Raw genomic sequence first — 25064 nt, forward strand, 5'->3', positions numbered from 1 at the left:
AAGGACAAATATCATGGGCAACGCCACAATTCTTGTCGCCGATGACGACGCTGCAATCCGTACCGTGCTCAATCAGGCTCTGACCCGCGCCGGCTACGAAGTCAGGATCACGTCCAATGCAGCGACGCTGTGGCGCTGGGTGTCGGCAGGCGAGGGGGATCTGGTGATCACCGATGTGGTGATGCCGGACGAGAATGCCTTTGACATGCTGCCACGCATTCGCCGCGCCCGCCCCGATCTGCCAGTTCTGGTCATGAGCGCGCAAAACACCTTCATGACTGCCATCAAGGCGTCGGAAGGCGGGGCCTATGATTATCTTCCAAAGCCGTTTGACCTTACCGAGATGATCGGCACCATCGGACGGGCCCTCTCGGAGCCGCGCAAGGTTGCCGCCCAACCCGAGGACACCACCGAAGGCATGCCTCTGGTGGGGCGCTCAGCCGCCATGCAGGAAATCTACCGGGTGCTTGCACGTCTGATGCAGACGGATCTGACCCTGATGATCACCGGCGAATCCGGCACCGGCAAGGAACTCGTCGCGCGTGCCTTGCATGACTATGGCAAGCGCCGCAACGGCCCCTTCGTGGCCATCAATATGGCCGCAATTCCACGCGACCTGATCGAATCGGAGCTGTTCGGCCATGAAAAAGGTGCCTTCACCGGCGCACAGAACCGCTCCACCGGGCGTTTTGAGCAGGCTGAAGGCGGCACCCTGTTTCTCGATGAGATCGGCGATATGCCGATGGATGCCCAGACCCGCTTGTTGAGAGTTCTCCAGCAAGGTGAATACACGACCGTTGGCGGCCGCACCCCGATCAAGAGCGATGTCCGCATTGTCGCCGCGACCAACAAGGACCTCAAGATCCTGATCAATCAGGGCCTGTTTCGCGAGGATCTGTTCTATCGGCTCAACGTGGTGCCTTTGAGGCTTCCGGCGTTGCGTGACCGTGCCGAGGACGTGCCGGATCTGGTGCGCCATTTTGTGCGCCATGCCGTTGGCGAGGGGCTCGACGCCAAACGTTTTGATGGCGACGCGCTCGATCTGCTCAAGGCCTATCCCTGGCCCGGCAATGTCCGCGAACTTGAAAACGTGGTTCGCCGCGTCATGGCACTCTATCCGCAGGATGTGATCAGCCGCGAAATCATCGACAACGAGCTCCGGATCGAAACCCCCGAGCAATCCTCGCCTCAGGGCGGAGCCCCCATGGCGCAGGCGACGATTGCGCAATCGGTGGAAGAAAACATGCGGCGATACTTTTCGGGGTTTGGCGAAGATCTGCCTCCTCCGGGTTTGTATCACCGTGTGCTCGAAGAGGTTGAGTATCCGCTGATACTGGCCGCGCTAACGGCAACCCGCGGCAATCAGATCAAGGCGGCGGACCTTCTGGGTCTGAACCGCAATACATTGCGCAAGAAGATTCGCGAGCTCGGCGTAACCGTCTACCGTTCGCCGCGCCCCGCTTGACGCAGAAGTTCGTCCGGAGCAACTGGCCTGAACCCACAGGCCTCAATGGGGCGGTTGACGCACTGGCTTGACAGAGGTCTCGAGCAGTTGCAATTTCGCCACATTATGTTGCTTGTTCGCAACTATACCAATCAGGCGAAACCGGAGCGGCGAAAGACAAATGGCGATGAATTCGGCTGCCGCGCCGCAGACCTCCCTCCCTGACGCAAGCGACGATTCAAGCTCCGCGGACGCCAGCGTTCAGCGCCGAAATCTGTTCACCTTGCCCGGCATCGCGCTCGTTGTCTCGGCCTTTGTGAGTGCGCTGGTTTCCTTTGCCATTCTGCTCGGACTGACACCAATTGAACCGGTAGACCAGGTTGTGCTGGGCGCGGTGGTTATCAACCTCGTCTTCGTGGTTGGCCTGGTGACATTGGTCTTTCTCGAACTCCGAATGCTTCTGCGAGCGCGCCGGCGCGGCAAAGCGGCCGCCAAGCTCCACATTCGGGTTGTTGCACTGTTCTCGATTGTGGCAATCGTGCCGGCCATTCTCGTCGCCATAGTGGCGTCAATCACGCTTGATGTGGGGCTGGATCGCTGGTTTTCGCTGCGAACCAAATCCATCGTCAATTCCTCACTGTCAGTGGCTGAGGCCTATGTGTTGGAGAATGCGAGATTTCTGCAGGGCCAGACAGTCTCCATGGCCAATGATCTCGACAATGCACGCTCGCTCTACTCGCTCGACCGGATCGGCTTTACCCAGTTCATGACCAGACAAGCCACCGGCCGCGGCCTGCTGGGTGCGTTTTTGGTTCGCACGGATGGCAGCGTGATCCTGCAGGCAGACATTCGCACCGAACGGCCATTGCCGGCGATTCCGGAATCGGCGCTCAAGGATGCGGTGAATGGACAGCCGACACTGATCCCACCCGGTGTCACCAACCTTGTTGGTGCGGTAATGCCGCTGCAGCAGATTGACGGCGCGCTTTTGTACACAGTGCGTGTGGTTGATCCCGAAGTCATGCGCTCGATGCGTCTGATGGAGGACGCAACACTCGAATACCAGACGCTGGAGCAGGGGCGGACCTCCTTGCAACTGGCCTTTGGCATTCTCTATCTCGGCTTCGCCCTTATTGTGCTGCTGGCAGCAATCTGGACGGCGATTGCGGTGGCTGACCGTCTTGTGCGGCCAATCCGGGTGCTGATCGGCGCTTCGGATGATGTTGCAAGTGGCAATCTCGACGTGACCGTGCCGGTGCATTCATCTGATGGGGATGTTGGCTCCCTGGCCCGGACATTCAACAACATGATTGTGCAAATTCGTACCCAGCGCGACGAGATTCTCTCCGCCAAGGACCAGATTGATGATCGCCGCAGGTTTACAGAGGCTGTCCTTTCGGGGGTGTCTGCCGGTGTGGTGGGTATCGACAATGTCGGCGCAGTGACCATTGCAAACCGGTCGGCCCGCCAGATCCTTGCCGAAGGTGACGAGGCCGAGGTGATCGGCAAGGCTTTCAATGAAATTGCTCCTGAATTCGAAACTGTCATGGCTGAGGCGGCGATGCGGCCGCGTGCCGATGCCCGCGCGCAGATTACGCTGAACCGAAGCGGGAAGGAACGCACACTCAACGTCAAGGTGACCCGGGAGGAAACCCATGATGGGCTCGAATCCTTTGTTGTCACGCTTGACGATATCACTGATCTGCTGATCGCCCAGCGCTCGACAGCCTGGGCCGATGTCGCCCGGCGTATTGCCCATGAAATCAAAAACCCGCTGACCCCGATCCAGCTTTCTGCCGAACGAATCCGCCGCCGCTACGGACGGCAGATCCCCGATGAAGACCGCGCCGTGTTCGACCAATGCACCGACACGATCGTGCGTCAGGTGGAGGACATTGGCCGGATGGTCGATGAGTTCTCCTCCTTTGCGCGGATGCCCAAGCCGTCCAAGACTCACGCCGATCTTCGCAACATCCTCAAAGACGCAGCTTTTCTCAGGGAAGTCAGTCGCAGTGACATTGAATTTGTACAGGAATATGCCGACACGCCGCTTGAGGGAGACTTCGATCCCCGGATGCTGGGTCAGGCATTTGGCAATCTGATCAAGAATGCGACCGAGGCAATCGATTCGGTTCCTACAGACGCCGATCGCCAAGGCAAGATCGTCGTCATCCGCGCGGGCGTTTCCGCGGATGGACAGGATTATGTCATCGACATCATCGACAATGGCCGCGGCCTGCCCGGTGAAAACCGGCACCGGTTGCTCGAACCCTATATGACCATGCGCGAAAAGGGGACCGGCCTTGGCCTCGCAATCGTCAAGAAGATCATCGATGACCATGGTGGCATCATTCAATTGCGCGACGCACCCGCTGACATCGACGGCGGCAGGGGCGCAATGATCTCCGTACGGCTGCCAGTGCATGCGGCCATGGGTGGTCACGAAGACCAAAATTCTGAACAACAAAAAGAACAAGTGGAGCGAACAGATCATGGCGTCTGATATTCTGGTGGTCGATGACGAGGAGGACATTCGTGAGATCGTCTCGGGCATTCTCGATGATGAGGGACATGAGACACGCACCGCCGCTGACAGCGATTCCGCTGTTGCAGCCATCACCGACCGGGTGCCACGGCTGATATTTCTTGACATCTGGCTGCAGGGCAGCCGGCTTGACGGCCTGGCGCTGCTTGACGAGATCAAGGCACGGTATCCGGACCTGCCGGTGGTGATGATTTCAGGCCATGGCAACATCGAGACCGCTGTTTCGGCGATCAGGCGCGGCGCTTATGATTTCATTGAGAAGCCGTTCAAGGCAGACCGGCTTCTGCTTGTCGCCGAACGGGCGCTGGAAACGTCCAAGCTGAAGCGCGAAGTGACCGAACTCAAACGCCGCTCCGGCGATCCGGCCGAGTTGATCGGCACCTCGGTCGCGGTCTCGCAGCTCAAACAGACCATCGACAAGATTGCGCCCACCAACAGCCGGGTGATGATTCTTGGCCCCTCGGGTTCGGGCAAGGAGCTTGTCGCACGGCTGATACACCGCAAGTCGAATCGGGCGGGCGGGCCCTTCGTGGTCCTCAATGCGGCCGCTATTACACCTGAGCGCATGGAGGTCGCGCTGTTTGGCACCGAAAGTGCCGCCAGCCACGAACGCAAGGTGGGGGCGCTGGAGGAGGCCCATGGCGGCATCCTCTATCTCGACGAGGTCGCTGACATGCCACGGGGGACGCAGAACAAGATCCTTCGTGTTCTGGTGGATCAGCAGTTCGAGCGTGTCGGTGGGACCAAGCGTGTGAAAGTCGATGTCCGCATCATCTCCTCCACGGCCCGCAATCTTGAAGAACTGATCTCAGAGGGCGAATTTCGCGAGGACCTCTATCACCGGCTCGCGGTGGTTCCTGTCCGGGTTCCCTCACTGAGCGAAAGGCGCGAGGACATCCCGTTCCTGGTCGACATGTTCATGCGTCAGGTTTCCGAACAGGCTGGAATCAGAAACCGCCGCATCGGGGAGGATGCATTGGCGGTGATTCAGGCTCACACCTGGCCGGGCAACATCCGGCAATTGCGCAATTACATGGAACGCTTGATGATCTTGGCCCGTTCGGATGGTCCGGAAACAGTGATCAGCGCGGATATGCTGCCCGACGATGTTTCCGACATGTTGCCCAAGGCATCTGCCGCCGGTTCCAACCACATCATGACCTTGCCGCTGCGCGAGGCGCGCGAGCTCTTCGAGCGTGACTATCTGATTGCCCAGATCAACCGCTTTGGCGGCAACATTTCCCGCACTGCCGAATTTGTGGGGATGGAGCGGTCTGCGCTGCATCGCAAATTGAAATCGCTTGGCGTATAAGCGGCGCTGTGCGTCCGATTTGATCGGCGCATGACACAGAAGCGTTCAAGGGGACGGCAATGAAGGTCATCATTTGCGGCGCGGGACGAGTGGGCTACGGCATTGCCGAGCGTCTCGCAGCGGAAGACAACGACGTATCGGTGATCGATACCTCGGCAACGCTTGTCCAAGCCATCCGCGACACGCTTGATGTTCGCAGCTATGTGGGCCATGGGGCGCATCCCGATGTTCTGGCCCAGGCCGGCGCCGACCAGGCCGACATGATCATTGCCGTTACACTCTACGACGAGATCAACATGGTCGCCTGCCAGGTGGCCCATTCGATCTTCAAGGTTCCTACGAAGATCGCGCGAATCCGCGCCCAGTCCTACCTGAAATCCCATTGGTCGGATCTGTTTTCACGCGATCACATGCCGATCGATGTGATCATCTCTCCAGAGGTTGAGGTTGGCCAGATGGTTTTGCGGCGGATTGCGCTGCCCGGCGCCACCGACGCGGTCCGCTTCGCCGATGACAAGGTGGCTATGGTTGCCATCGAATGTCTTGAAGATTGCCCGGTAGTCAACACGCCTCTGTTGCAGCTCAGCGAACTTTTCCCCGATCTCCTGGCGACCGTGGTCGGGGTCTGGCGTCACGAAAAACTTTTCGTTCCCCATTCGAGCGACCAGCTTGAAACCGGCGATCTTGCTTATGTCGTGTGTGACCGTGATCATGTCCGCCGGACCCTGGGGCTGTTCGGCCATGAAGAGCAGGAAGCAAGCCGCATCGTCATCTCGGGTGGCGGCAACATCGGTTATTATGTCGCCGCGGCGATCGAGGAGCGTCAGCCGAAAACCAAGGTCAAAATCATTGAGGCGGATCGTGAGCGTGCGGTTTCTGTCGCCGACTCACTGAACCGGACAGTGGTGCTCAACGGTTCCGCGCTTGATCAGAACATTCTGGTCGAGGCGGACATCCAAAACGCCGATCTGATGGTGGCGCTGACCAATGACGACCAGGTCAACATCCTATCTTCGGTGATGGCCAAGCGTCTTGGCTGCAAGGCCAATCTCGCGCTGATCAACAACCCGTCGTTCCAGTCTTTCACCAAGACCCTTGGCATCGATGCCCACATCAATCCGCGCGCAGTCACAATCTCGCGCATCCTTCAGCACGTGCGCCGCGGCCGCATCCGCGCGGTCTATTCGGTGCAGAAGGGCGCGGCAGAAGTGATCGAGGCCGAGGCTCTCGAGACCTCGCCATTGGTTGGCAAGCCTTTGCGCAGCCTGGATCTGCCCGATGGCGTGCGCATCGGCGCGATCTACCGCGACAAGCAGGTGCTCAAGCCCGATGGCTCGCTCAAGATCAAGGCCAAGGACAGGGTGGTGATGTTTGCGGCACTCGATTCAGTCCGCCACGTTGAACAGATGTTCCGCGTCAGCCTCGAATTCTTTTAAGGCCGTGCTCGGGATTCTTCATGTTCTGGCCGTTTCGATGGGCGTTATGTTCGCGCTCATTGTGCCGTCTGTGCTGTTTGCCATCGCAGACGGCGCGCGCGATCTGGCATTGTCTATGCTGCTTATCGGCGCGCTTGGTGTCTTTGCGGCCTTGATGGTTCTGGGATCGATTGCAGGCTTCGAGCGGCGGCTTGGACGCGCATCTGGTTATCTTGCGCTGGTTGCCGCCTGGATTCTGCTCCCCATTGCCGCAGCAATTTCATTCAAGACATTGGGCGGGCTCAGCTGGGTGGATTCCTGGTTCGAGGCGGTTGCGGCGCTGACAACTTCGGGGATCACCCTGTTGCCGCGCGAAACCGCACCGCGGGCAATCCTGTTCTGGCGCGCGAGCCTTGAGTGGTATGGCGGCTTTCTGACCATCGTCTCGATTATTCATGTGCTGGCACCGGCCGGTTTTGGAGGGCTTCCGGGCGGCGATCGGCGCGTACTCACCGGAAACTCCAGTGAAATGACGGTCGATCTGTCGAGTTTTCGCGATGTATTGACCCAGTATGTGCTTATCACGGTCGTTATCTTCATCGCACTGATGCTGGCCGGCGTGAACGGGCCTTTTGCGGCCATGATGTCGATGATCGCCATCGCGACGGGCGGATTCTTGCCCTTCGAGGGTGCGCTCGAAGACCATGCCGGCCCGGCGGCACAATTCGTCTTGGCAATCGGATTGGCGCTTGGCACCGTCAGCGTGTTCTGGCGCCAAAGGCTGTTGCGCGCACCGAGGAACCTCATAAGGGACAATCCGGAGGTGTTCGTCGTGGTGGTGGCGATCATTGTGATTGCGGTCTTTTACGCCGCCCGGCTGTCAGCAGTGTCCGGTGGCAGCGATCTGCCGCCAATCTTTGTAGAAAGCCTCTTGGCCGCCACATCGCTGGTTGCCACCAGCGGTATCGAAAGCCGGCCAGGCGTCATTGCCCTGTGGCCGGAAATTCTGGTGTTGGTTGTCGTGCTGGTCGGCGGCGGCATTTATTCCACGACCGGCGGTTTCAAGATCTACCGTATCTCGGCGATGGCGGTTCATTCAGCCCGGGAACTCAATCGGCTGATATATCCCTCGAGCGTCTCAAGCCTCCGGTTTGGTCGCTATCTGATCGATGAAGTGAGCATGCGGGCAATATGGACCTATTTCGCCCTCTCGCTGGTGGTAATTGCCAGTGCGGCATTGATGTTCACGCTGACCGCTACCGATTTTGAAGCCGGCGTCACCATGGCGATCTCGCTGTTTTCCAATACCGGACCGGTGTATGACGCGCTCATTCCTCCGGTCTACACAACGGATCCGGCCAATGATATCTGGCCGCACTTTGAGGCCATTCCGGCATCCGCCAAGCTCGCCGGGATCCTGCTGATGACCCTTGGACGGCTTGAAGTGATGGTGGTTTTTACGGTTCTCAATCTACGCTATTGGTTGACGCGCTAGCACCCCGGGCTGGTCGCAACGCCAGCTTACGCAGAAAAACAAGTGTTTACAAAACACCGCAACAATGATCTTCTATCGTTTGTTCGGACGAGCAAAACCTGTCAGCGGCAAACTAAAAAATCCTGTCTGTCAGAGGGAGTCTAGGTGTTCGAGACTTGACATTTGGAAGGTTAGGCCCGGTGGGCCATTCCTGGGGAATTCAGCCTTTGCCATCGAGTTTTGAACTTACGCGGAAATGACCTGCATGTAGCGGGCAAGAAAAAGACGGATGAAATAGGCGCAATGGCGGAGCGTTCACAGAACCTGCAGGATCTTTTTCTCAACACGGTTCGAAAACAAAAAATATCCCTGACGATCTTTCTGATCAATGGGGTAAAATTGACCGGTGTAGTCACCTCTTTTGACAATTTCTGCGTGCTTCTACGGCGCGACGGTCATTCGCAGCTTGTCTACAAGCATGCGATCTCCACCATCATGCCGAGTCAGCCGGTTCAGATGTTCGAGAATGAAGACGCAGGCAGCAACGCCTGATTGGACAACGCACATAGAAACCGTAGGTAATTCCGGGAATTTTGCCGACGCGGACAGCAAGTCTGACGTCACCAGCGCAATTGTGCTCGTTCCGGCATTGCGCACGCGGAATGCTGCGCCGGGCAGTGGTCCTGATGGAAGCAACATAACCAAACGCCCTGACGCTTTGCGCATGGAAGAGGCTGTTGGCCTTGCCGGTGCGATCGATCTCCAGGTCGCTGAAGCCCTGATCGTGCCGATTTCGGCACCGCGTCCGTCGACCCTGTTCGGCAAAGGCAAGATGCTCGAGGTAAAGGGGGTGATCGAAACAACCGGGTCCGGGCTTGTTATCGTCGACCATCCATTGACTCCCGTGCAGCAGCGCAACATGGAAACGGAATGGAAGGTCAAGGTCATTGACCGGACCGGCCTTATTCTGGAGATTTTTGGCAGGCGTGCTTCCACCAGGGAAGGCGTTCTGCAGGTTGAACTTGCCCATCTCAATTACCAGAAGGGCCGCCTTGTCCGCAGCTGGACCCACCTTGAGCGCCAGCGCGGTGGCGGCGGCTTCATGGGTGGCCCTGGTGAAACCCAGATCGAGGCCGACCGGCGGCTCTTGCAGGACCGCATCGTCAAGCTGGAACGCGAGCTCGAGCAGGTTCGCCGCACACGGCAATTGCACCGCGCCAAGCGCAAGAAGGTTCCGCACCCGATCGTGGCGCTGGTCGGTTACACCAATGCTGGCAAATCGACGCTGTTCAACCGGGTGACCGGCGCAGAAGTTCTTGCCGAGGACATGCTGTTTGCAACGCTGGATCCAACGCTCAGACGCATGAAGCTGCCGCACGGAAACACAGTGATCTTGTCCGACACGGTGGGCTTCATCTCCAGTCTGCCGACCCATCTGGTCGCTGCCTTCCGCGCCACACTCGAAGAGGTGGTGGAAGCGGACCTGATCCTGCATGTGCGCGACATGGCGGATCCCGACCGTGCTTCGCAGGCTGGTGACGTTGAGGAAATCCTCAAAAGCCTCGGCCTCAATGAAGGCGACGGCCGCAAGCTAGTCGAGGTCTGGAACAAAATCGATCTGCTCTCTGAGGAAGCCGCGGAAGATCTCAAGACCAGGGCCGAAAAATCGGAAAATGCGATTGCCGTTTCATCGGTGACCGGCGAGGGCATCGACGAGTTGCTGATGCGCATAGAGACGATCATCTCCGGCAAGCTGGTCTCGCGAAACGTCACGCTCGGGCCCGATCAGATGAAACTGGTTCCCTGGATCTATGAGCGCGGGCGTGTGAGCGAACGTGAGGATATGGAAGACGGTTCGGTGATGATCGAAGTCGAATTCACGACCGCCGATTCCGAGGAACTCGACCGGCGCATGGGCAATGGCCCCAAACCATCTGACAGCTGGGAAGATGACTTGGACGATTAAAGTCCGCCAAGCTCAGACGAGTTCATTCAACTTGAAACTGCCTTAATTCCTCATCTCAATCGTAGCTCTTGGCCTCCTGCCAGAGCGCTTCCATGTCATCAAGCGTCGCCTTGTCAGGCGTTTTGCCCTGTTTTGCCAATTCCGTCTCCACATAGGCGAAGCGCCGGCGGAACTTGGTGTTCGTGGATCTCAGGGCATCTTCGGGATCGGCCTTGAGGTGGCGGGCCAGATTGGCCACCGCAAAGATGACGTCGCCGAGCTCATCCGCCGCTTCGTCCTGCCTGGCATCGGTGATGGCCTGCCGCAATTCGCCGATTTCCTCTTCGATCTTGTCGAGCACCGGACCTGCCGCGCCCCAATCAAAGCCGACCTGGGACGCCGCCTGCTGCAATTTCAGCGCTTCCATGAGCGCGGGCAGGGCGCGCGGCACGCTGGTGAGTTGCCCGGGCTTCTCGCTCTCGGGCAATCCGCGTGCGGCGCGGCGCTCTCGTCGTTCCCGTTTCTCTTCGGCCTTGATCTCCGCCCACTGCATCTTGACCTGATCCGGCGTGTCGGCGCCGGGGCGTTCAAACACATGCGGGTGGCGGCGTATCATCTTCCGGGTGATCGCCTCGACCACGTCTTCAAACGAGAACAGGTCTTGTTCTTCCGCCATCCGGGCATGGAACACCACTTGCAGCAACAGATCGCCCAGCTCGTCGCACAGGTCTTCGGGATCGTTGCGCTCGATCGCATCGGCAACTTCATAAGCCTCCTCGATCGTGTAGGGCTTGATCGAGGCAAAATCCTGCTTGATGTCCCAGGGGCAGCCGGTCTCGGGATGCCGGAGGGCGGCCATGATTTCGATGAGGCGGGAAATGTTGCGGGATGGGGTCATGCGGCGAGCTTAGCCGAGCCGTCTGAAGCCCGCGACTGTTCCGCCCTGGCCATCCACCTTGTCCACAACTCAGTCGATCCCGCCTGACAAGCACCAGATCAGTTGAGCGGTATCGCGTTGTCGTCTTTGCTTTCCTGATAGCTGTCGGACAGTTGAGCGTAATGATCGCGGATGCGCTGGGCCTGATTGAGCAATGGTTTCGCCTCGGCATCTGGCAGCGTTGCCATGATGTCGAAGATGCCCCGGCCGCGCCAGAACGCATTGTCGTGATTGTAACCGCCCGGTTCCAGACCGAAGACCTCTTTGAGCATCTTGAGATCATGCGGAATGGCAAAGCTGTCGCGCGAATCCTGATGGCTGAAAAAGTAGAAGAAATTGTCAAATCCGGCCCAGGCGATCGCTGACATGCACATGCTGCAGGGCTCATGGGTGGACAGGAAAATCATGTCCTTGGTGGATTCCTGTTTGGAAACGGGGCTTTCATAGAAGCATTTGAGCAGGTGAACTTCGCCGTGCCACAGCGGATTCTCGGTTTCCTTGTTGGTCTGGGCCATCACCAGCGAAAGATCGGATTTGCGCAGCAGCGCGCCACCGAACACCTTGTTTCCCTCTGCCACGCCTTTTTCGGTGAGCGGCAGGATATCGTTTTGCATCACGCTGAGCAGTCTGGCTGCCAGTTGCGCGTTTTCCGTAATCTCCATGAAGTGTTCCAAAACCTGTGTCGTCTGACCGCATGAGCATGGCGCGTCGCGGTTACCCATTCTTCATAACCGGCATTCCGGAGCAAAAGAATATCCCGATCACCCGTTTGGCACATCTTTGTTCCTTCATTTGCTTCGCCTTTCTCCTGAAAATGAGAGCAACTCAGGAGCTTTGACGTTCATGGCGGCAGCAGCAGCACAATTGACCACATTTCCCGCCTTCATGCGGGTGGACGCGAAAAAGGTGGCGATCTTTGGCAATGGCGCCGAAGCCGCCGCCAAGGCGCGTCTGGTTGCCAACACTTCCGCCGATATCTCGGTCTATTCCGATGCTCCTGACGCGGAGCTCACCGACAGCCTTGAGCGGCTCAAGATCGAACCGGTGCGGGTGGTCTACAGTCCGGAACAGATGGACGGTGCCACGCTGGTTTTCGCAGCCACAGGTGATGCGGCACTCGATCGCGAGATCGTATCGGATGCTCGGACCCGTCGAATTCCGGCCAACGCTGTTGATCAGCCCGATTATTGCGATTTCCTGACCCCGGCACTGGTCAACCGTGCCCCGGTGGCGATAGCCATCGGCACGGAAGGTGCGGGGCCGGTCCTGGCGCAGATGATCCGCGTCCGTGTCGACCAGATGCTCTCACCCTCGCTTGGCAAGCTGGCGCGGCTTGCATCGGACTACCGGGTTGCCGTCGACCGCTTGTTGCCGCGCGGCGTTGCACGCCGCCGCTTTTGGAGGCGGTTTTTTGAGGCCGATGTCGCCACCCATGTCGACAATGGTGATCTGTCGCTGGCCCGTCGTTCAGCCACCCGCATGCTGCGGGGCAGGGAGCCTGTTCCTGGCCACATCTGGCTGGTGGGCGCTGGTCCCGGCGCGGAGGATCTGCTCACGCTTCGCGCCCAGCGCGCCATGATGGAAGCCGATGCGATCGTCTATGACGCACTGGTGCCCGAAACCGTTGTTGCCCTTGGCCGGCGTGACGCCGAGCGTTTCGCCGTCGGCAAACGCAAGGGCTGCCATTCCAAGAGCCAGAATGAAATCAACGATCTGCTGATCCGCCTCGGCCGCGAAGGCAAGCGCGTGGTCCGGCTCAAGTCCGGCGACCCGCTGGTGTTCGGCCGTGCCGGCGAGGAAATGGCCGCGTTGCGCCAGGCGGAGATTTCCTTCGAAATCGTGCCGGGGATCACATCCGCCTTTGCTGCAGCGGCGGATTTCGAACTGCCGCTGACACTGCGCGGTGTCGCGTCTTCCCTGGTCTTCACCACCGGGCATGATCTCACCGGCGCATCACTGCCCGACTGGGCCCGGTTGGCGATCTCCGGCGCAACGCTCTGCGTCTATATGGGGCGCACGGTCGCGGCCAGCGTCGCCACCCGCCTGATCGAGGCAGGCCTGGCGCCTGACATGACTGTGGCAATTGTCGAAAACGCATCGCGCGGCGACAGGCAGCTGTTTCATGGCACACTCGCGGATTTGCCGACGCTCGAGCGCCGAACTGAGATCACCGGCCCGGTGATGGTGGTGATCGGCGACGCGGTTGCCGGCGCCAACTTCGACAGTTCAATCCCTATTGCAGCGGGCCGGAATGTTCCGGCTGCCAACCAATCCACCCAAGCCGCCTGAGGAGGCCACGATGAAAACCGCTCCGACAAAGACAAAGGTTCTCACCGCCAACCGTTTGACCGACGGCATCTCCGTCTGGCTCGGCGCCAATGGCGAATGGGTGTTCTCGCTCAAGGACGCATTTCTCGCCCGTCATGAGGATGCCGTGGCGGCAATTGAAGCCGCAGGCCAGCAAGCACTGGCAGACAACCGCGTCGTCGACGTCAATGTCATCGAGATCGAGGAAACCGCCAGCGGCCCGCGCCCGTTCAGGCTGCGCGAACGCATCCGCGCGGACGGACCGACGATTGACTATGCGCCGGCGTCCGCCGCGCAGGCCTCCCAAGCCGCATAAGGACCATACGATGTACCGCTACGATGAATTCGACCATGCCTTTGTGGCCGCGCGCGTCAACCAGTTCCGCGACCAGGTCGAGCGCCGGCTGTCGGGTGAGATTTCCGAGGACGCCTTCAAGCCGCTCAGGCTGATGAACGGCGTCTATCTGCAGCTTCACGCCTACATGCTGCGCGTCGCCATTCCCTATGGCACCCTCAATGGCCGCCAGATGCGCAAGCTCGCGCACATCGCCCGCGTTTATGACCGCGGCTATGGCCATTTCACCACACGGCAGAACATCCAGTACAACTGGCCCAAACTGTCCGACATGCCGGCCATCCTGGAAGAGCTCGCCGAAGTCGAGATGCACGCGATCCAGACATCGGGCAACTGCATCCGCAACGTCACTGCCGATCACTTCGCAGGCGCTGCCGCGGACGAGGTGGCTGATCCGCGCCCCTATGCCGAAATCCTCAGGCAATGGTCCTCGGTGCATCCCGAGTTCTCGTTCCTGCCGCGCAAATTCAAGATCGCCGTAACCGGTTCTGAGCGTGACCGCGCGGCCATTCAGGTCCACGACATCGGCCTGCAGCTCAAGAAGGATGAGGAAGGCCGTCTCGGCTTTGCCGTCTGGATTGGTGGCGGGCAGGGGCGTACCCCGATATTGGCCAAGAAAGTCAGAGACTTCCTGCCAGAAGCTGATCTTCTGTCATATGTGACGGCGATCATGCGGGTCTACAATCTGCACGGCCGCCGTGACAACAAGTACAAGGCAAGAATCAAGATCCTGGTGCATGAAACCGGCGTTGAGCAGCTGTCTGCCGAGATCGAGGCCGAATGGGAGCATCTCAAGGACGGTGAACTCAAGCTGCCCGCAGCCGACATCTCCGCAATCAACGCCTATTTCGCGCCACCCGCGCTGACCGATCGTGCCGAAGGATGGGGTGAACTGGCCGAATGGAAGAAGTCCGATCCCTCATTTGCCGATTGGGTCGGCCGCAACGTCGCGCCGCACCGGCACCCTGACTATGCCATGGTGACCATCTCGCTCAAGCCAATCGGCGGCATCCCGGGCGACGCTTCTGCCGATCAGATGGACGCTGTTGCGCGCCTGGCCGAAGAATTTGCCCATGACGAGATCCGCGTCACCCATGAGCAGAACCTGGTTCTGCCGCATGTGGCGCTCGCCGATCTGGAGCCGCTCTACCGGGCGCTTGTCGCCGATGGGCTCGCAACCGCGAATGCGGGCCTGATCACCGACATCATCGCCTGCCCGGGCCTCGATTATTGCGCGCTCGCCAATGCCCGCTCCATTCCTGTTGCCCAGGATATCTCCAACCGCTTCGGTGATCCGGCGCGGCAGGCGGACATCGGTGATCTGAAGATCAAGATCTCGGGCTGCATCAATGCCTGCGGACATCACCATGTCGGCCATATCGGCATACTGGGCGTGGAGAAGAAGGGGGCCGAACTCTACCAGATCTCGCTTGGCGGGTCGGGCGACGAGAAAGCCTCCATCGGCGAAATCATCGGCCGTGGCTTTGAGCCGGAGCGGATCACCGATGCCGTCGAGACGATCGTCGACACCTATCTCGAAAGCCGCACCAGCGCTGAAGAGACCTTCCTCGAATGCTACCGCCGGATTGGCGCAGGCCCGTTCAAGACTGCGCTTTATGGCGGCGCGGCCGAAGCCGCCTGAGACTGGAGTATGAAATGCCCATTATCTGGACCCAAGACGGCACCGTCGAAAACGATCCCTGGGCGCGGCTCGCTTCCGACGATACGGAATCTGCCAACGTAACGGCCGGCGGCGCCAAGCTTCTGTCTCTGGCGGAAGCGCTGGAACATGCGCAGGACAATGCGCCATTCGGCGTGGTGCTGCAGCCTGCTGACGATGTGCGCGCGCTTGCAACGGTGCTGGATCGCATCGCATTCGTGGCGCTCACCTTTCCCGCCTTCAGCGATGGACGCGCGTTTTCGCAAGCCATGTTGTTGCGGGACCGGCTTGGATACAAAGGCCAGTTGCGCGCCGTTGGCATGGTTCTGATCGACCAGGTGCCGCTGATGCTTCGCACAGGTTTTGACAGCTTCGAGGTCGAGCACGCGCCGACGATCGCACGGCTGGTGGAAAAGCGCTTGCCTGGCATTGATCTGCACTATCAGCCTTCGGCTGATCAGACCGCGGATGCAAAAAGCTACAGTTGGCGCCGCACCGCCATGCTGAACGGCTAAGTAGCGGAGCATCGCCATGCAAATTCATGTCACAGATCAGTCCGGCATCCGTCACACGCTTGAAGCCCTTGAGGGTTTTCGCGTCATGGAAATCATCCGGGACTGGGGTCTTGATATCAAAGCCGAGTGCGGCGGTGCCTGTGCCTGCGCCACCTGCCATGTCCACGTCTCGAGCGACTGGCTCGACAAGCTGCATCCGATCAATGACGAGGAAGAGGACATGCTTGACCAGGCCTTTGACGTGCGCGACAATTCCCGTTTGTCCTGCCAGTTGTTGATGTCTGAAGAGCTTGATGGCCTTGAAGTCCGTCTGGCCCCGGGCACCAATCGTGAGGACCAGGCCGCGGCGTGACCGCTGTGGTTCCGATATTCGGTTGATTTTCAATGTCCTGCGCCCATCACACCCGGGTGTGCATCAGGCTTGCGTGAGCGGCCTCGCCCATGCGAGTTTGGCCGCCATGATCGACAAGCTTGAATTCTTCATTGTGCTCGCGCGGGAACGCCATTTTGGCCATGCTGCCGAAATATGCGGCGTGACCCAGCCGACGCTTTCGGCCGCGATCAAGCAGCTTGAAGAGCAGCTTGGCGTCATTTTGGTGCAACGCGGCTCGAGGTTTCAGGGGCTGACTCCGGAGGGGCAGCGGGTTCTTGAATGGGCGCGGCGCATTGTTGGTGATGCGAAGACCATGCGCGAGGAGATGAAAGCGGCGCGCAAGGGTCTGTCCGGCCATGCCCGGCTGGCGATCATCCCGACCGCGTCCTCCATGGTAACGGCGTTGACCATGGCCTTCGCCGAAAAACATCCTGCGGTTACGCTCTCCGTCACATCCTGCAACAGCCTGCAGGTGCTGTCCAAGCTTGAGAATTTCGAGATCGATGCAGGCATCACCTATATTGACAATGAGCCGACAGGGCGTGTGGCGACCGTTCCGCTTTATGCCGAGCGCTATCAATTAATCACGTCTGCCGGTCAGGGCCTGGCAGAACGCGAACAGGTGACCTGGGCCGAGGTTGCCGAATTGCCTCTGTGCCTGCTGACGCCCGACATGCAGAACCGCCGGATCATCAACCAGCATCTCGCCGAGGTGGGAGCCAGCGTGAAACCGACCCTGGAATCCAATTCCATGATCGTGCTGTTCTCTCACATTCGCACCGGAAAATGGGCCTCGATCATGCCGGTCAATCTGGCTGAAACCCTTGGTGTCGAGGGTGATTTCCGCGCCATTCCGATCGTCGAACCCGACGCCCGGCACATCGTCGGCATGATTGCGGCGCCGAGGGAACCGCACCCACCGATCGTTTCGGCGCTGTTGCATGAAGCGCGGATCTTTGCGCGCGCCCTTTCTTCTTGATAGAAATTTTCTATCGCACCACGAAAATCCTGCATTGATTCAAGCCTTTGTTCACGTCCAACTGCTAATGGACAGTTGGCGGAGGAGATCTGCATGGAAAAACGTCCCTTGGATGCGGAGATCGCAAGCACCACACAGGCCATCGTCGCGCGGTCAAAGGCGCTTGAAGGTCCTTTGCTGACAATCCTTCATGATGTTCAGGAAGCCTTCGGCCATGTTCCGCAGTCCGCACTGCCGGTGATCGCGGAGGGGCTCAATCTGTCACGCGCCGAGGTTCATGGCGTTGTCAGTTTCTATCACGACTATCGTGAAGCCCCCGCAGGCCGCCATGTCATCAAGCTCTGCCGCGCCGAAGCCTGTCAATCAATGGGCGGTGACGAGCTCGCGGAACGGCTGATGGGGCTGCTGGGCCTCGATTGGCATGAAACCAGCGCCGATGGCGCCGTCACATTAGAACCAGTCTATTGCCTTGGCCTGTGCGCCTGTGCACCGGCCGCAATGGTCGATGGCGAGGTGCTCGGCAGGCTTGACGCTGATGCGGTCAGCGAATTGGCGACGGTGGTGCGGTCATGAGCGTGAAAATCTACATTCCCGGCGATTCCGGTGCTGTTGCCGTTGGCGCCGACAGGCTGGCTGCCAAGCTCGAAACCGAGCTCAACAAGCGCGATCTTGACGCCAGGATCATTCGCAATGGGTCGCGTGGCCTCTATTGGCTCGAACCTATGGTCGAGGTCGAGACCAAGTCGGGCCGTGTTGCCTATGGTCCGGTCAAACCATCCGACCTTGATGCCCTTCTTGATGCTGGCCTTCTTGAGGGCGCGGAACACCCGCTGTCCCTGGGCCTCACAGAGGAGATTCCGTTCCTCAAGCGCCAGACCCGGCTGACATTCGCACGCTGTGGCATCACCGATCCGCTCTCGCTTGAGGACTACCGGGCTCAGGGCGGATTGGCCGGATTGACCAATGCCGTTGCGATGCCTCCCGAAGCCATCGTCGCACAGGTGACGGAGTCAGGCCTGCGCGGCCGCGGCGGGGCCGGATTCCCGACCGGCATCAAGTGGAAGACGGTTCTGGAGGCTGACGGGGCGCAGAAATACATCGTCTGCAATGCCGACGAAGGCGATTCCGGCACATTCGCCGACCGCATGATCATGGAAGGCGACCCCTTCGTGGTGATCGAAGGCATGGTCATCGCCGGCATCGCCACCGGAGCCACCAAAGGCTACGTCTATCTCCGCTCGGAATATCCCCACGCCATCAACGTGATGAACCGCGCCGTCGAAATCGCCAGAGAAAACAATATCCTCGGGACATCTGTTCTCGGCTCCCCCCATGGCTTCGACATGGAGATCCGTGTTGGTGCGGGAGCCTATGTCTGCGGCGAGGAAACAGCACTGCTTGAAAGCCTCGAAGGCCGCCGCGGCGTCGTCCGCGCCAAGCCGCCGCTGCCCGCGCATAAGGGCTTTCTCGGCCGTCCGACTGTGGTCAACAACGTCATTTCACTCGCCTCCGTTCCCATCATCATGGACAAGGGCGCTGATTTTTACCGTGATTTCGGTATGGGCCGTTCGCGTGGCACGATTCCCGTACAGATCGCAGGAAACGTCAAGCATGGCGGTCTGTTCGAGGCCGCCTTTGGCATGACACTGGGTGAACTGATCGACGACATCGGTGGTGGAACCGCGACCGGCCGTCCGGTCAAGGCGGTGCAGGTGGGCGGACCTCTGGGCGCCTATTTCCCGCGTGAACTTTTTGACACGCCATTCGATTATGAGGCTTTCGCAGCCAGGGACGGACTTATTGGCCACGCCGGCATTGTGGTGTTTGACGACACTGCCGACATGCTCAAGCAGGCCCGCTTCGCCTTCGAATTCTGTGCCGTGGAAAGCTGCGGCAAGTGCACGCCCTGCCGCATCGGCTCAACCCGTGGTGTTGAGGTAATCGACAACATCCGCGACGGCATCGAGCCCGACAAGCAGGTCGCGCTGATGAGCGACCTTTGCAACACCATGAAATTCGGTTCGCTCTGCGCGTTGGGGGGCTTCACGCCCTATCCGGTTATGAGTGCATTCACACATTTCCCCGATGATTTTCGTCCCGCCTCGATGTCTCAGGCTGCGGAGTAAGAACCATGACGCTGATTAAGGAAATCGACTACGGCACCCCGGCTTCCCCATCGGAAAAGTCCGTCCGGCTGACCATCGATGGCAAGCAGATCGATGTGCCGGAAGGCACATCCGTGATGCGCGCCTCGATGGAGGCGGGGATTCAGGTTCCAAAACTCTGCGCAACTGACATGGTCGACGCCTTCGGCTCCTGCCGGCTCTGCCTGGTCGAAATCGAGGGCCGCAATGGAACACCCGCCTCCTGCACCACGCCGGTCAGCGAAGGCATGGTGGTGCACACCCAGACCGGACGTCTCAAGGATATCCGCCGCGGTGTGATGGAACTTTACATCTCCGACCATCCGCTGGATTGCCTGACCTGTGCCGCCAATGGTGACTGCGAGCTGCAGGACATGGCCGGCGCTGTTGGCCTGCGTGATGTCCGCTACGGCTATGAGGGTGAAAACCACGTCCAGGCGCGCCACAACGGCGAAGCCAATCCGAAATACATGCCCAAGGATGAAAGCAACCCGTATTTCACCTATGATCCGTCGAAATGCATTGTCTGTTCGCGCTGCGTCCGGGCCTGCGAGGAAGTGCAGGGCACATTCGCGTTGACCATCGAGGGCAGGGGCTTTGAAAGCCGCGTGTCGCCCGGCATGCACGAGAGCTTCATGAACTCCGAATGCGTGTCCTGTGGCGCCTGTGTGCAGGCCTGCCCGACAGCGACCCTTCAGGAGAAGTCCGTCATCGAGATCGGCCAGCCTGAACATTCGGTTGTGACGACCTGCGCCTATTGTGGTGTCGGCTGCTCGTTCAAGGCCGAAATGCGGGGCGAGGAAGTGGTCCGCATGGTGCCGTGGAAGGACGGCAAGGCCAATCGCGGCCATTCCTGCGTCAAGGGCCGTTTTGCCTGGGGTTACGCCACCCACCAGGACCGTATTCTCAACCCGATGGTGCGCGAAAAGATCACCGATCCCTGGCGCGAAGTCAGCTGGGACGAGGCCTTCGCCCATGTCGCCAAGGAATTCCGCCGCATCCAGTTCCAGTATGGCAAGGGCGCCATCGGCGGCATCACCTCGTCGCGCTGCACCAATGAGGAAACCTTTCTGGTGCAGAAGCTGGTCCGCGCCGGCTTTGGCAACAACAATGTCGACACCTGCGCCCGCGTCTGCCATTCGCCCACCGGCTACGGTCTCGGCAAGGCTTTCGGCACCTCGGCCGGCACTCAGGATTTCGATTCCGTCGAGCACACCGACGTGGTGATCCTGATCGGCGCCAATCCGACCGACGGCCACCCGGTCTTCGCCTCGCGGCTTAAGAAGCGCCTGCGGGCAGGCGCGAAGCTGATCGTCATCGATCCGCGCCGCATCGACCTGGTGCGCTCGGCCCATGTCGAGGCGAGCCATCATCTGCCCTTGCGGCCCGGAACCAATGTCGCCGTGCTGACGGCGCTGGCGCATGTGATCGTCACCGAGGGCCTGTTCGACGAGGCATTCATCCGCGAGCGCTGCGACTGGTCCGAATTCGAGGACTGGGCCGGTTTTGTCGCCGAGCCCGCCCATTCGCCGGAAGCCACCGAAAGCCTGACGGGCGTGCCGGCGGAAGAGCTGCGCGGCGCGGCGCGGCTTTATGCCCGTGGCGGAAATGGCGCGATCTATTACGGCCTTGGTGTCACCGAGCACAGCCAGGGCTCGACCACTGTGATGGCGATTGCCAACCTCGCCATGGCCACCGGCAATATCGGCCGTCCCGGCGTCGGCGTGAACCCGCTCAGAGGCCAGAACAATGTGCAGGGCGCCTGCGACATGGGCTCGTTCCCGCACGAACTGCCCGGTTACCGGCACATTTCCGGCTCGGAAGTCCGCGACGTGTTCGAGACCCTCTGGGGCGTGGAGCTCAACCCCGAGCCCGGCCTGCGCATTCCCAACATGCTTGATGCCGCCGTCGACGGCACCTTCCGCGGCATCTACATCCAGGGTGAGGACATTTTGCAGTCCGATCCGGACACAAAACATGTGCAAGCAGGCCTTGCTGCTATGGAATGCGTCGTCGTCCACGATCTGTTCCTCAACGAGACCGCCAACTACGCTCATGTCTTCCTGCCGGGCTCGACCTTCCTCGAGAAGGACGGCACCTTCACCAATGCCGAGCGCCGCATCAACCGTGTGCGCCGGGTGATGAGCCCGAAGAACGGGATGGCCGATTGGGAAGTGACGCTCAAGCTGGCGCAGGCCATGGGGCTTGACTGGAAGTATTCGCATCCATCTGAAATCATGGATGAAATTGCGGCCACCACACCGAGCTTCGCCAACGTGACCTATCAGCTGCTCGAAGAAAAGGGTTCGGTGCAATGGCCCTGCAACGAGGCCAAGCCGGACGGCACGCCGGTCATGCATCTCGATGGCTTCGTCCGCGGCAAGGGCAAGTTCATCCGTACCGAATATGTGGCCACCGACGAACGCACCGGCCCGCGCTTCCCGCTGCTGCTCACCACCGGCCGGATCCTGAGCCAGTACAATGTCGGCGCGCAGACACGGCGCACGGAAAACGTCGCCTGGCACGCCGAGGACCGGCTCGAAATCCATCCCCACGACGCCGAACAGCGCGGCATCCGCGAAGGCGATCTGGTCAAGCTGGCAAGCCGCTCTGGCGAGACAGCCTTGCGCGCCACCATCACCGAACGCGTGGCGCCCGGCGTGGTCTACACCACCTTCCACCATCCTGGCACCCAGGCCAATGTGATCACCACCGATTTCACCGACTGGGCCACCAACTGTCCGGAATACAAGGTCACGGCTGTCCAGGTCTCGCCCTCGAATGGCCCCACCTCCTGGCAGCAGGATTACGAGGCGCAAGCCACCCAATCCCGCCGGATCGCCAGGGAAGACGCGCTGGAGCCTGCCGAATAGGGGCAGGCTGTGCCGAACAGGAGCAACGCCACATGACCGCCAAGGAGCGCAGCATCGCCAGAACCGAGCGGATCGCTGTCAGGGCAGGGGTCGCCACGCCAGGTCTTCGCGCTTTGCCCGAAGAAGTTCCGGTGGCGCTGTCCTTTGGCGGCACCACCCAGGCGGTGATGATGGCAACACCTCAGGACCTTGAGGATTTCGGCGTGGGTTTTGCCCTATCGGAAGCCATCGTCCGCTCGGCAGACGACATTGCGTCCCTCGAGATTGTCGAAGCCGACCAGGGATTTGACGTGCAGATGCAGCTTGCCGGCGACCTCCAGTTTGCATACTCCGCCCGCCGCCGAAAGATGGCGGGGCCGGTGGGCTGCGGGCTGTGCGGCATCGAATCCATCGAGGAGGCCCTGCGCCAGCTCCCGGACCGCGACGCGGTGGACATCCGTTTCAGTCACGATGATATCCGGGATGCGGTCCGCTCGCTGTCGATGCATCAGGACCTGCGCGCGCAAACCGGCGCGGTGCACGCCGCCGGCTTCTACCGCCCCGGTTCGGGCGTCGCCTGCGTGCGCGAGGATGTCGGCCGCCACAATGCGCTCGACAAGCTGATCGGCGCATTGGCGCGTGAGGGATCAAGCCCGGCAGACGGCGCATTTGTGATCACCAGCCGGGTGTCGGTGGACATGGTGCAGAAGGCCGTAATTGCCGGCGCGGGACTGCTGATCGCCGTCTCGGCACCCACAGCCCTTGCTGTGCGCACGGCGGAAGCTGCAGGGCTCACGCTTGTCGGCATCGCCCGCAGCGTGGATTTCGAAATCTTCACCCGGCCCGACCGGATCGTTCAAGGAGCCCAGAGCGATGTCGCCTGACAAACTGCGCTACCAGGCCAACCAGATCGCCACCTTCTTCGCCTCCCAGCCGGAGAGCGAGCAGATCGAGGGTGTCGCCGACCACATCAACAAGTTCTGGGACCCGCGCATGCGCGCGCAACTGTTCGAGATCAGCGATGAGAGTACCGAAGGTTTTGCGCCGATGGTAGTGGCGGCGCTGGGGAAGATCCGGCGGCCGGAGAAGGCCAGCGCTGCGAAGTGACTGAATTGCACGGCCAGATGTTGCGCCGTAGACACTCCCTTCGCCGAGTGGCATCCGATCTTGATACTAGTTAATCCAAATGGGTTGAGTGTGGCAATACAAACGGCGAGTCCTTAGTAATCGCCTCTTGGGAAAACTGGGGTTTTTGTGCAATAATTCGAGATGGATGTCTCACTGGTTGTCTCGTTTATTGCTGCTTTCGGATTAGGATCGTTGCTTACGGCAGTGATTCAATTTTGGCTTGCGCGCCGTGCGCGGATAGACGAACGCAATTTTGAAGAACGTAAGTTAGCGTATATCGGTTTGCTCGAGGCCTACCATCAAGCTGCTGTTGAGGGCACCGACACCGCCGCAAAAAACTTCGCGTACTGAGCTACCCCCCGAAATTTGGACACTGACATAAGCTACGATTTGCAGTCTGCTGATCTTCGACGAGAAGGAGATCAGAGATGTCGAAACGCAAGCAACACGCGCCTGAGTTCAAAGCGAAGGTCGCGCTGGAAGCCCTGAAGGGCGAGGAAACCGCCGCTGAGTTGGCGAGCCGGTTCGGGGTGCATCCAACGATGATCCATCAATGGAAACGTGCGCTCCTTGAGGGCGCGTCCGGCGTGTTCGAACGCGGCGGTCGAAAGAAGCCCGAGATCGACGAGGAGCAGGTGAAGGAACTCCACGCCAAGATCGGGGAGCTGGCCGTGGCCAACTCTTTTTTGGAAAGAAAGCTGAAGCCATGGGGCGGGAAGTGAGGCGCGGCATGGTCGAACCCGATCACCCCCAGCTGTCGATAGGCCAGCAGTGCAAGCTGCTGTCGATCGCGCGCTCGTCCTTCTACTACACGCCTAAGGGCGAGACCGAGCAGAACCTCGACCTGATGCGTCAAATCGACGAGCAGTTCCTTGAAACGCCGTTCTTCGGCGTCCGGCAGATGACCTGGCATCTGCGCAACGATGGCCATCTGGTGAACGAGAAACGGATACGCCGGTTGATGCGCCTGATGGGGTTGATGCCGATCTATCAGAAACCCAATACCAGCAGGCCGGCGAAAGGGCACAAGACCTATCCCTACCTGCTGAAAGGACTGCGCGTGGATCGACCGAACCAGGTCTGGTGCTCGGACATCACCTACCTGCCCATGCGGCGTGGCTTTCTCTACCTCGTCGCCATCATGGACTGGCACACCCGTAAGGTTCTGGCCTGGCGCGTCTCGAATACGCTGGAGGCCGACTTCTGTGTCGAGGCGCTGAATGAGGCCATCCACAAGTTCGGCCAGCCGGAGATCATGAATACAGACCAGGGCAGCCAGTTCACATCCTTCGCCTGGACGGACCGCTTGCGCCGGACCGGCGTGCGCATCTCGATGGATGGAAAGGGGCGGTTCCTCGACAATATTTTCATCGAGCGCCTGTGGCGGACGCTGAAATATGAATGTGTCTACCTGCATGCCTGGGAGACCGGATCAGAAGCGAAGGCGGGCATCCGCAAATGGATGACGTTCTACAACCATCAACGCCCACACTCAGCCCTTGGTGGAAGACCACCTGCCGTGGTCTATTGGCTGGGAAAAGACGAAACCCAACCCGATCAGCAAGTGCAAAGAGTAGCTTAATTTACGCCAGAAACTGTCCAACGAATGGGGAGTAGCTCATACTGGCAAATGCGTTGTGAACTTGTCGCGCCTAAGAAGGTGCGCGAAGCTATCGAAC

General features: G+C 59.9%; 22 protein-coding genes. 20 read left to right on the top strand and 2 right to left on the bottom strand.

Features of this window, described 5'->3' with window-relative positions:
- The first annotated feature begins 13 nt into the window (after positions 1–13).
- The 7 genes from ntrC to hflX all read left to right on the top strand — a co-directional run bounded on the left by ntrC (position 14) and on the right by hflX (position 10156).
- A complete protein-coding gene (gene ntrC, locus HPDFL43_RS10465) occupies positions 14–1465 on the top strand; it encodes a nitrogen regulation protein NR(I) (protein ID WP_007197302.1) in 1452 nt (483 codons plus the stop codon).
- Between the two features lie 160 nt (positions 1466–1625).
- Positions 1626–3947, top strand: coding sequence for a sensor histidine kinase NtrY-like (locus HPDFL43_RS10470; protein WP_007197303.1), 2322 nt, complete (start codon positions 1626–1628; stop codon positions 3945–3947).
- Positions 3937–5301, top strand: a complete 1365-nt coding sequence (gene ntrX, locus HPDFL43_RS10475; RefSeq protein ID WP_007197304.1) for a nitrogen assimilation response regulator NtrX — start codon at positions 3937–3939, stop codon at positions 5299–5301. Before HPDFL43_RS10470 ends, ntrX begins: the two co-directional genes overlap by 11 nt.
- Before the next feature lie 59 nt (positions 5302–5360).
- Complete coding sequence (trkA, locus tag HPDFL43_RS10480) at positions 5361–6737, top strand: Trk system potassium transporter TrkA (RefSeq protein ID WP_007197305.1); 1377 nt, start codon at positions 5361–5363, stop codon at positions 6735–6737.
- A gap of 37 nt (positions 6738–6774) precedes the next feature.
- A complete protein-coding gene (locus HPDFL43_RS10485) occupies positions 6775–8211 on the top strand; it encodes a potassium transporter TrkG (protein ID WP_156970256.1) in 1437 nt (478 codons plus the stop codon).
- A gap of 282 nt (positions 8212–8493) precedes the next feature.
- Positions 8494–8742, top strand: coding sequence for an RNA chaperone Hfq (gene hfq, locus HPDFL43_RS10490; protein ID WP_007197307.1), 249 nt, complete (start codon positions 8494–8496; stop codon positions 8740–8742).
- Positions 8717–10156, top strand: coding sequence for a GTPase HflX (hflX, locus tag HPDFL43_RS10495; protein WP_084594628.1), 1440 nt, complete (start codon positions 8717–8719; stop codon positions 10154–10156). The genes hfq and hflX overlap by 26 nt, the downstream gene beginning before the upstream one ends.
- A 55-nt stretch (positions 10157–10211) precedes the next feature.
- Here the strand turns inward: hflX and mazG are convergent, their stop codons facing one another.
- Both mazG and HPDFL43_RS10505 read right to left on the bottom strand, forming a co-directional pair.
- Positions 10212–11033 carry a nucleoside triphosphate pyrophosphohydrolase gene (mazG, locus tag HPDFL43_RS10500; protein WP_007197309.1) on the bottom strand — a complete coding sequence of 274 codons (822 nt, stop codon included), beginning with the start codon at positions 11031–11033 and terminating at the stop codon, positions 10212–10214.
- A gap of 98 nt (positions 11034–11131) precedes the next feature.
- Positions 11132–11734, bottom strand: coding sequence for a nucleoside deaminase (locus HPDFL43_RS10505; protein WP_007197310.1), 603 nt, complete (start codon positions 11732–11734; stop codon positions 11132–11134).
- Positions 11735–11915: 181 nt separating this feature from the next.
- On the opposite strand from HPDFL43_RS10505, the gene cysG reads away from it, so the two are divergent.
- The 13 genes from cysG to HPDFL43_RS10575 all read left to right on the top strand — a co-directional run bounded on the left by cysG (position 11916) and on the right by HPDFL43_RS10575 (position 24967).
- On the top strand, positions 11916–13361 hold the full coding sequence (cysG, locus tag HPDFL43_RS10510) for a siroheme synthase CysG (protein WP_040449190.1): 1446 nt from the start codon (positions 11916–11918) through the stop codon (positions 13359–13361).
- A gap of 10 nt (positions 13362–13371) precedes the next feature.
- Positions 13372–13695, top strand: coding sequence for a DUF2849 domain-containing protein (locus HPDFL43_RS10515; RefSeq protein WP_040450084.1), 324 nt, complete (start codon positions 13372–13374; stop codon positions 13693–13695).
- A gap of 10 nt (positions 13696–13705) precedes the next feature.
- Entirely contained in the window at positions 13706–15376 is a 1671-nt protein-coding gene (locus tag HPDFL43_RS10520; RefSeq protein ID WP_007197314.1) for a nitrite/sulfite reductase, read from the top strand.
- 14 nt (positions 15377–15390) lie between these two features.
- Positions 15391–15909 (top strand): DUF934 domain-containing protein, encoded by a 519-nt coding sequence (locus HPDFL43_RS10525; RefSeq protein ID WP_007197315.1) that lies wholly within the window; start codon positions 15391–15393, stop codon positions 15907–15909.
- A 16-nt stretch (positions 15910–15925) separates the two neighbouring features.
- Positions 15926–16261, top strand: coding sequence for a 2Fe-2S iron-sulfur cluster-binding protein (locus tag HPDFL43_RS10530; protein ID WP_007197316.1), 336 nt, complete (start codon positions 15926–15928; stop codon positions 16259–16261).
- Positions 16262–16367: 106 nt separating this feature from the next.
- Positions 16368–17261, top strand: coding sequence for a LysR family transcriptional regulator (locus tag HPDFL43_RS10535; protein WP_040449191.1), 894 nt, complete (start codon positions 16368–16370; stop codon positions 17259–17261).
- Positions 17262–17354: 93 nt separating this feature from the next.
- Complete coding sequence (locus tag HPDFL43_RS10540; protein ID WP_007197318.1) at positions 17355–17834, top strand: formate dehydrogenase subunit gamma; 480 nt, start codon at positions 17355–17357, stop codon at positions 17832–17834.
- Positions 17831–19387: a formate dehydrogenase beta subunit gene (locus tag HPDFL43_RS10545; protein ID WP_007197319.1), complete on the top strand. Its 1557-nt coding sequence runs from the start codon at positions 17831–17833 to the stop codon at positions 19385–19387. The genes HPDFL43_RS10540 and HPDFL43_RS10545 overlap by 4 nt, the downstream gene beginning before the upstream one ends.
- A gap of 5 nt (positions 19388–19392) precedes the next feature.
- The gene (fdhF, locus tag HPDFL43_RS10550; protein ID WP_007197320.1) at positions 19393–22278 is read left to right on the top strand and encodes a formate dehydrogenase subunit alpha; all 2886 of its coding nucleotides are present in this window, start codon (positions 19393–19395) and stop codon (positions 22276–22278) included.
- 32 nt (positions 22279–22310) lie between these two features.
- A complete protein-coding gene (fdhD, locus tag HPDFL43_RS10555; RefSeq protein WP_007197321.1) occupies positions 22311–23141 on the top strand; it encodes a formate dehydrogenase accessory sulfurtransferase FdhD in 831 nt (276 codons plus the stop codon).
- On the top strand, positions 23131–23364 hold the full coding sequence (locus HPDFL43_RS10560; RefSeq protein ID WP_007197322.1) for a formate dehydrogenase subunit delta: 234 nt from the start codon (positions 23131–23133) through the stop codon (positions 23362–23364). Before fdhD ends, HPDFL43_RS10560 begins: the two co-directional genes overlap by 11 nt.
- 162 nt (positions 23365–23526) lie before the next feature.
- On the top strand, positions 23527–23736 hold the full coding sequence (locus tag HPDFL43_RS10565) for a hypothetical protein (protein ID WP_007197323.1): 210 nt from the start codon (positions 23527–23529) through the stop codon (positions 23734–23736).
- Positions 23737–23813: 77 nt separating this feature from the next.
- Positions 23814–24967, top strand: a protein-coding gene (locus HPDFL43_RS10575) for an IS3 family transposase (RefSeq protein ID WP_245271052.1) whose coding sequence is annotated in 2 segments (ribosomal slippage) — positions 23814–24066 and positions 24066–24967 — 1155 coding nt in all. Because the reading frame shifts where the segments join, the coding sequence is not laid out codon by codon here.
- The last annotated feature ends 97 nt before the right edge of the window (positions 24968–25064 follow it).

The organism is Hoeflea phototrophica DFL-43 (genome assembly GCF_000154705.2).
Classification (GTDB): Bacteria; Pseudomonadota; Alphaproteobacteria; order Rhizobiales; family Rhizobiaceae; genus Hoeflea; species Hoeflea phototrophica.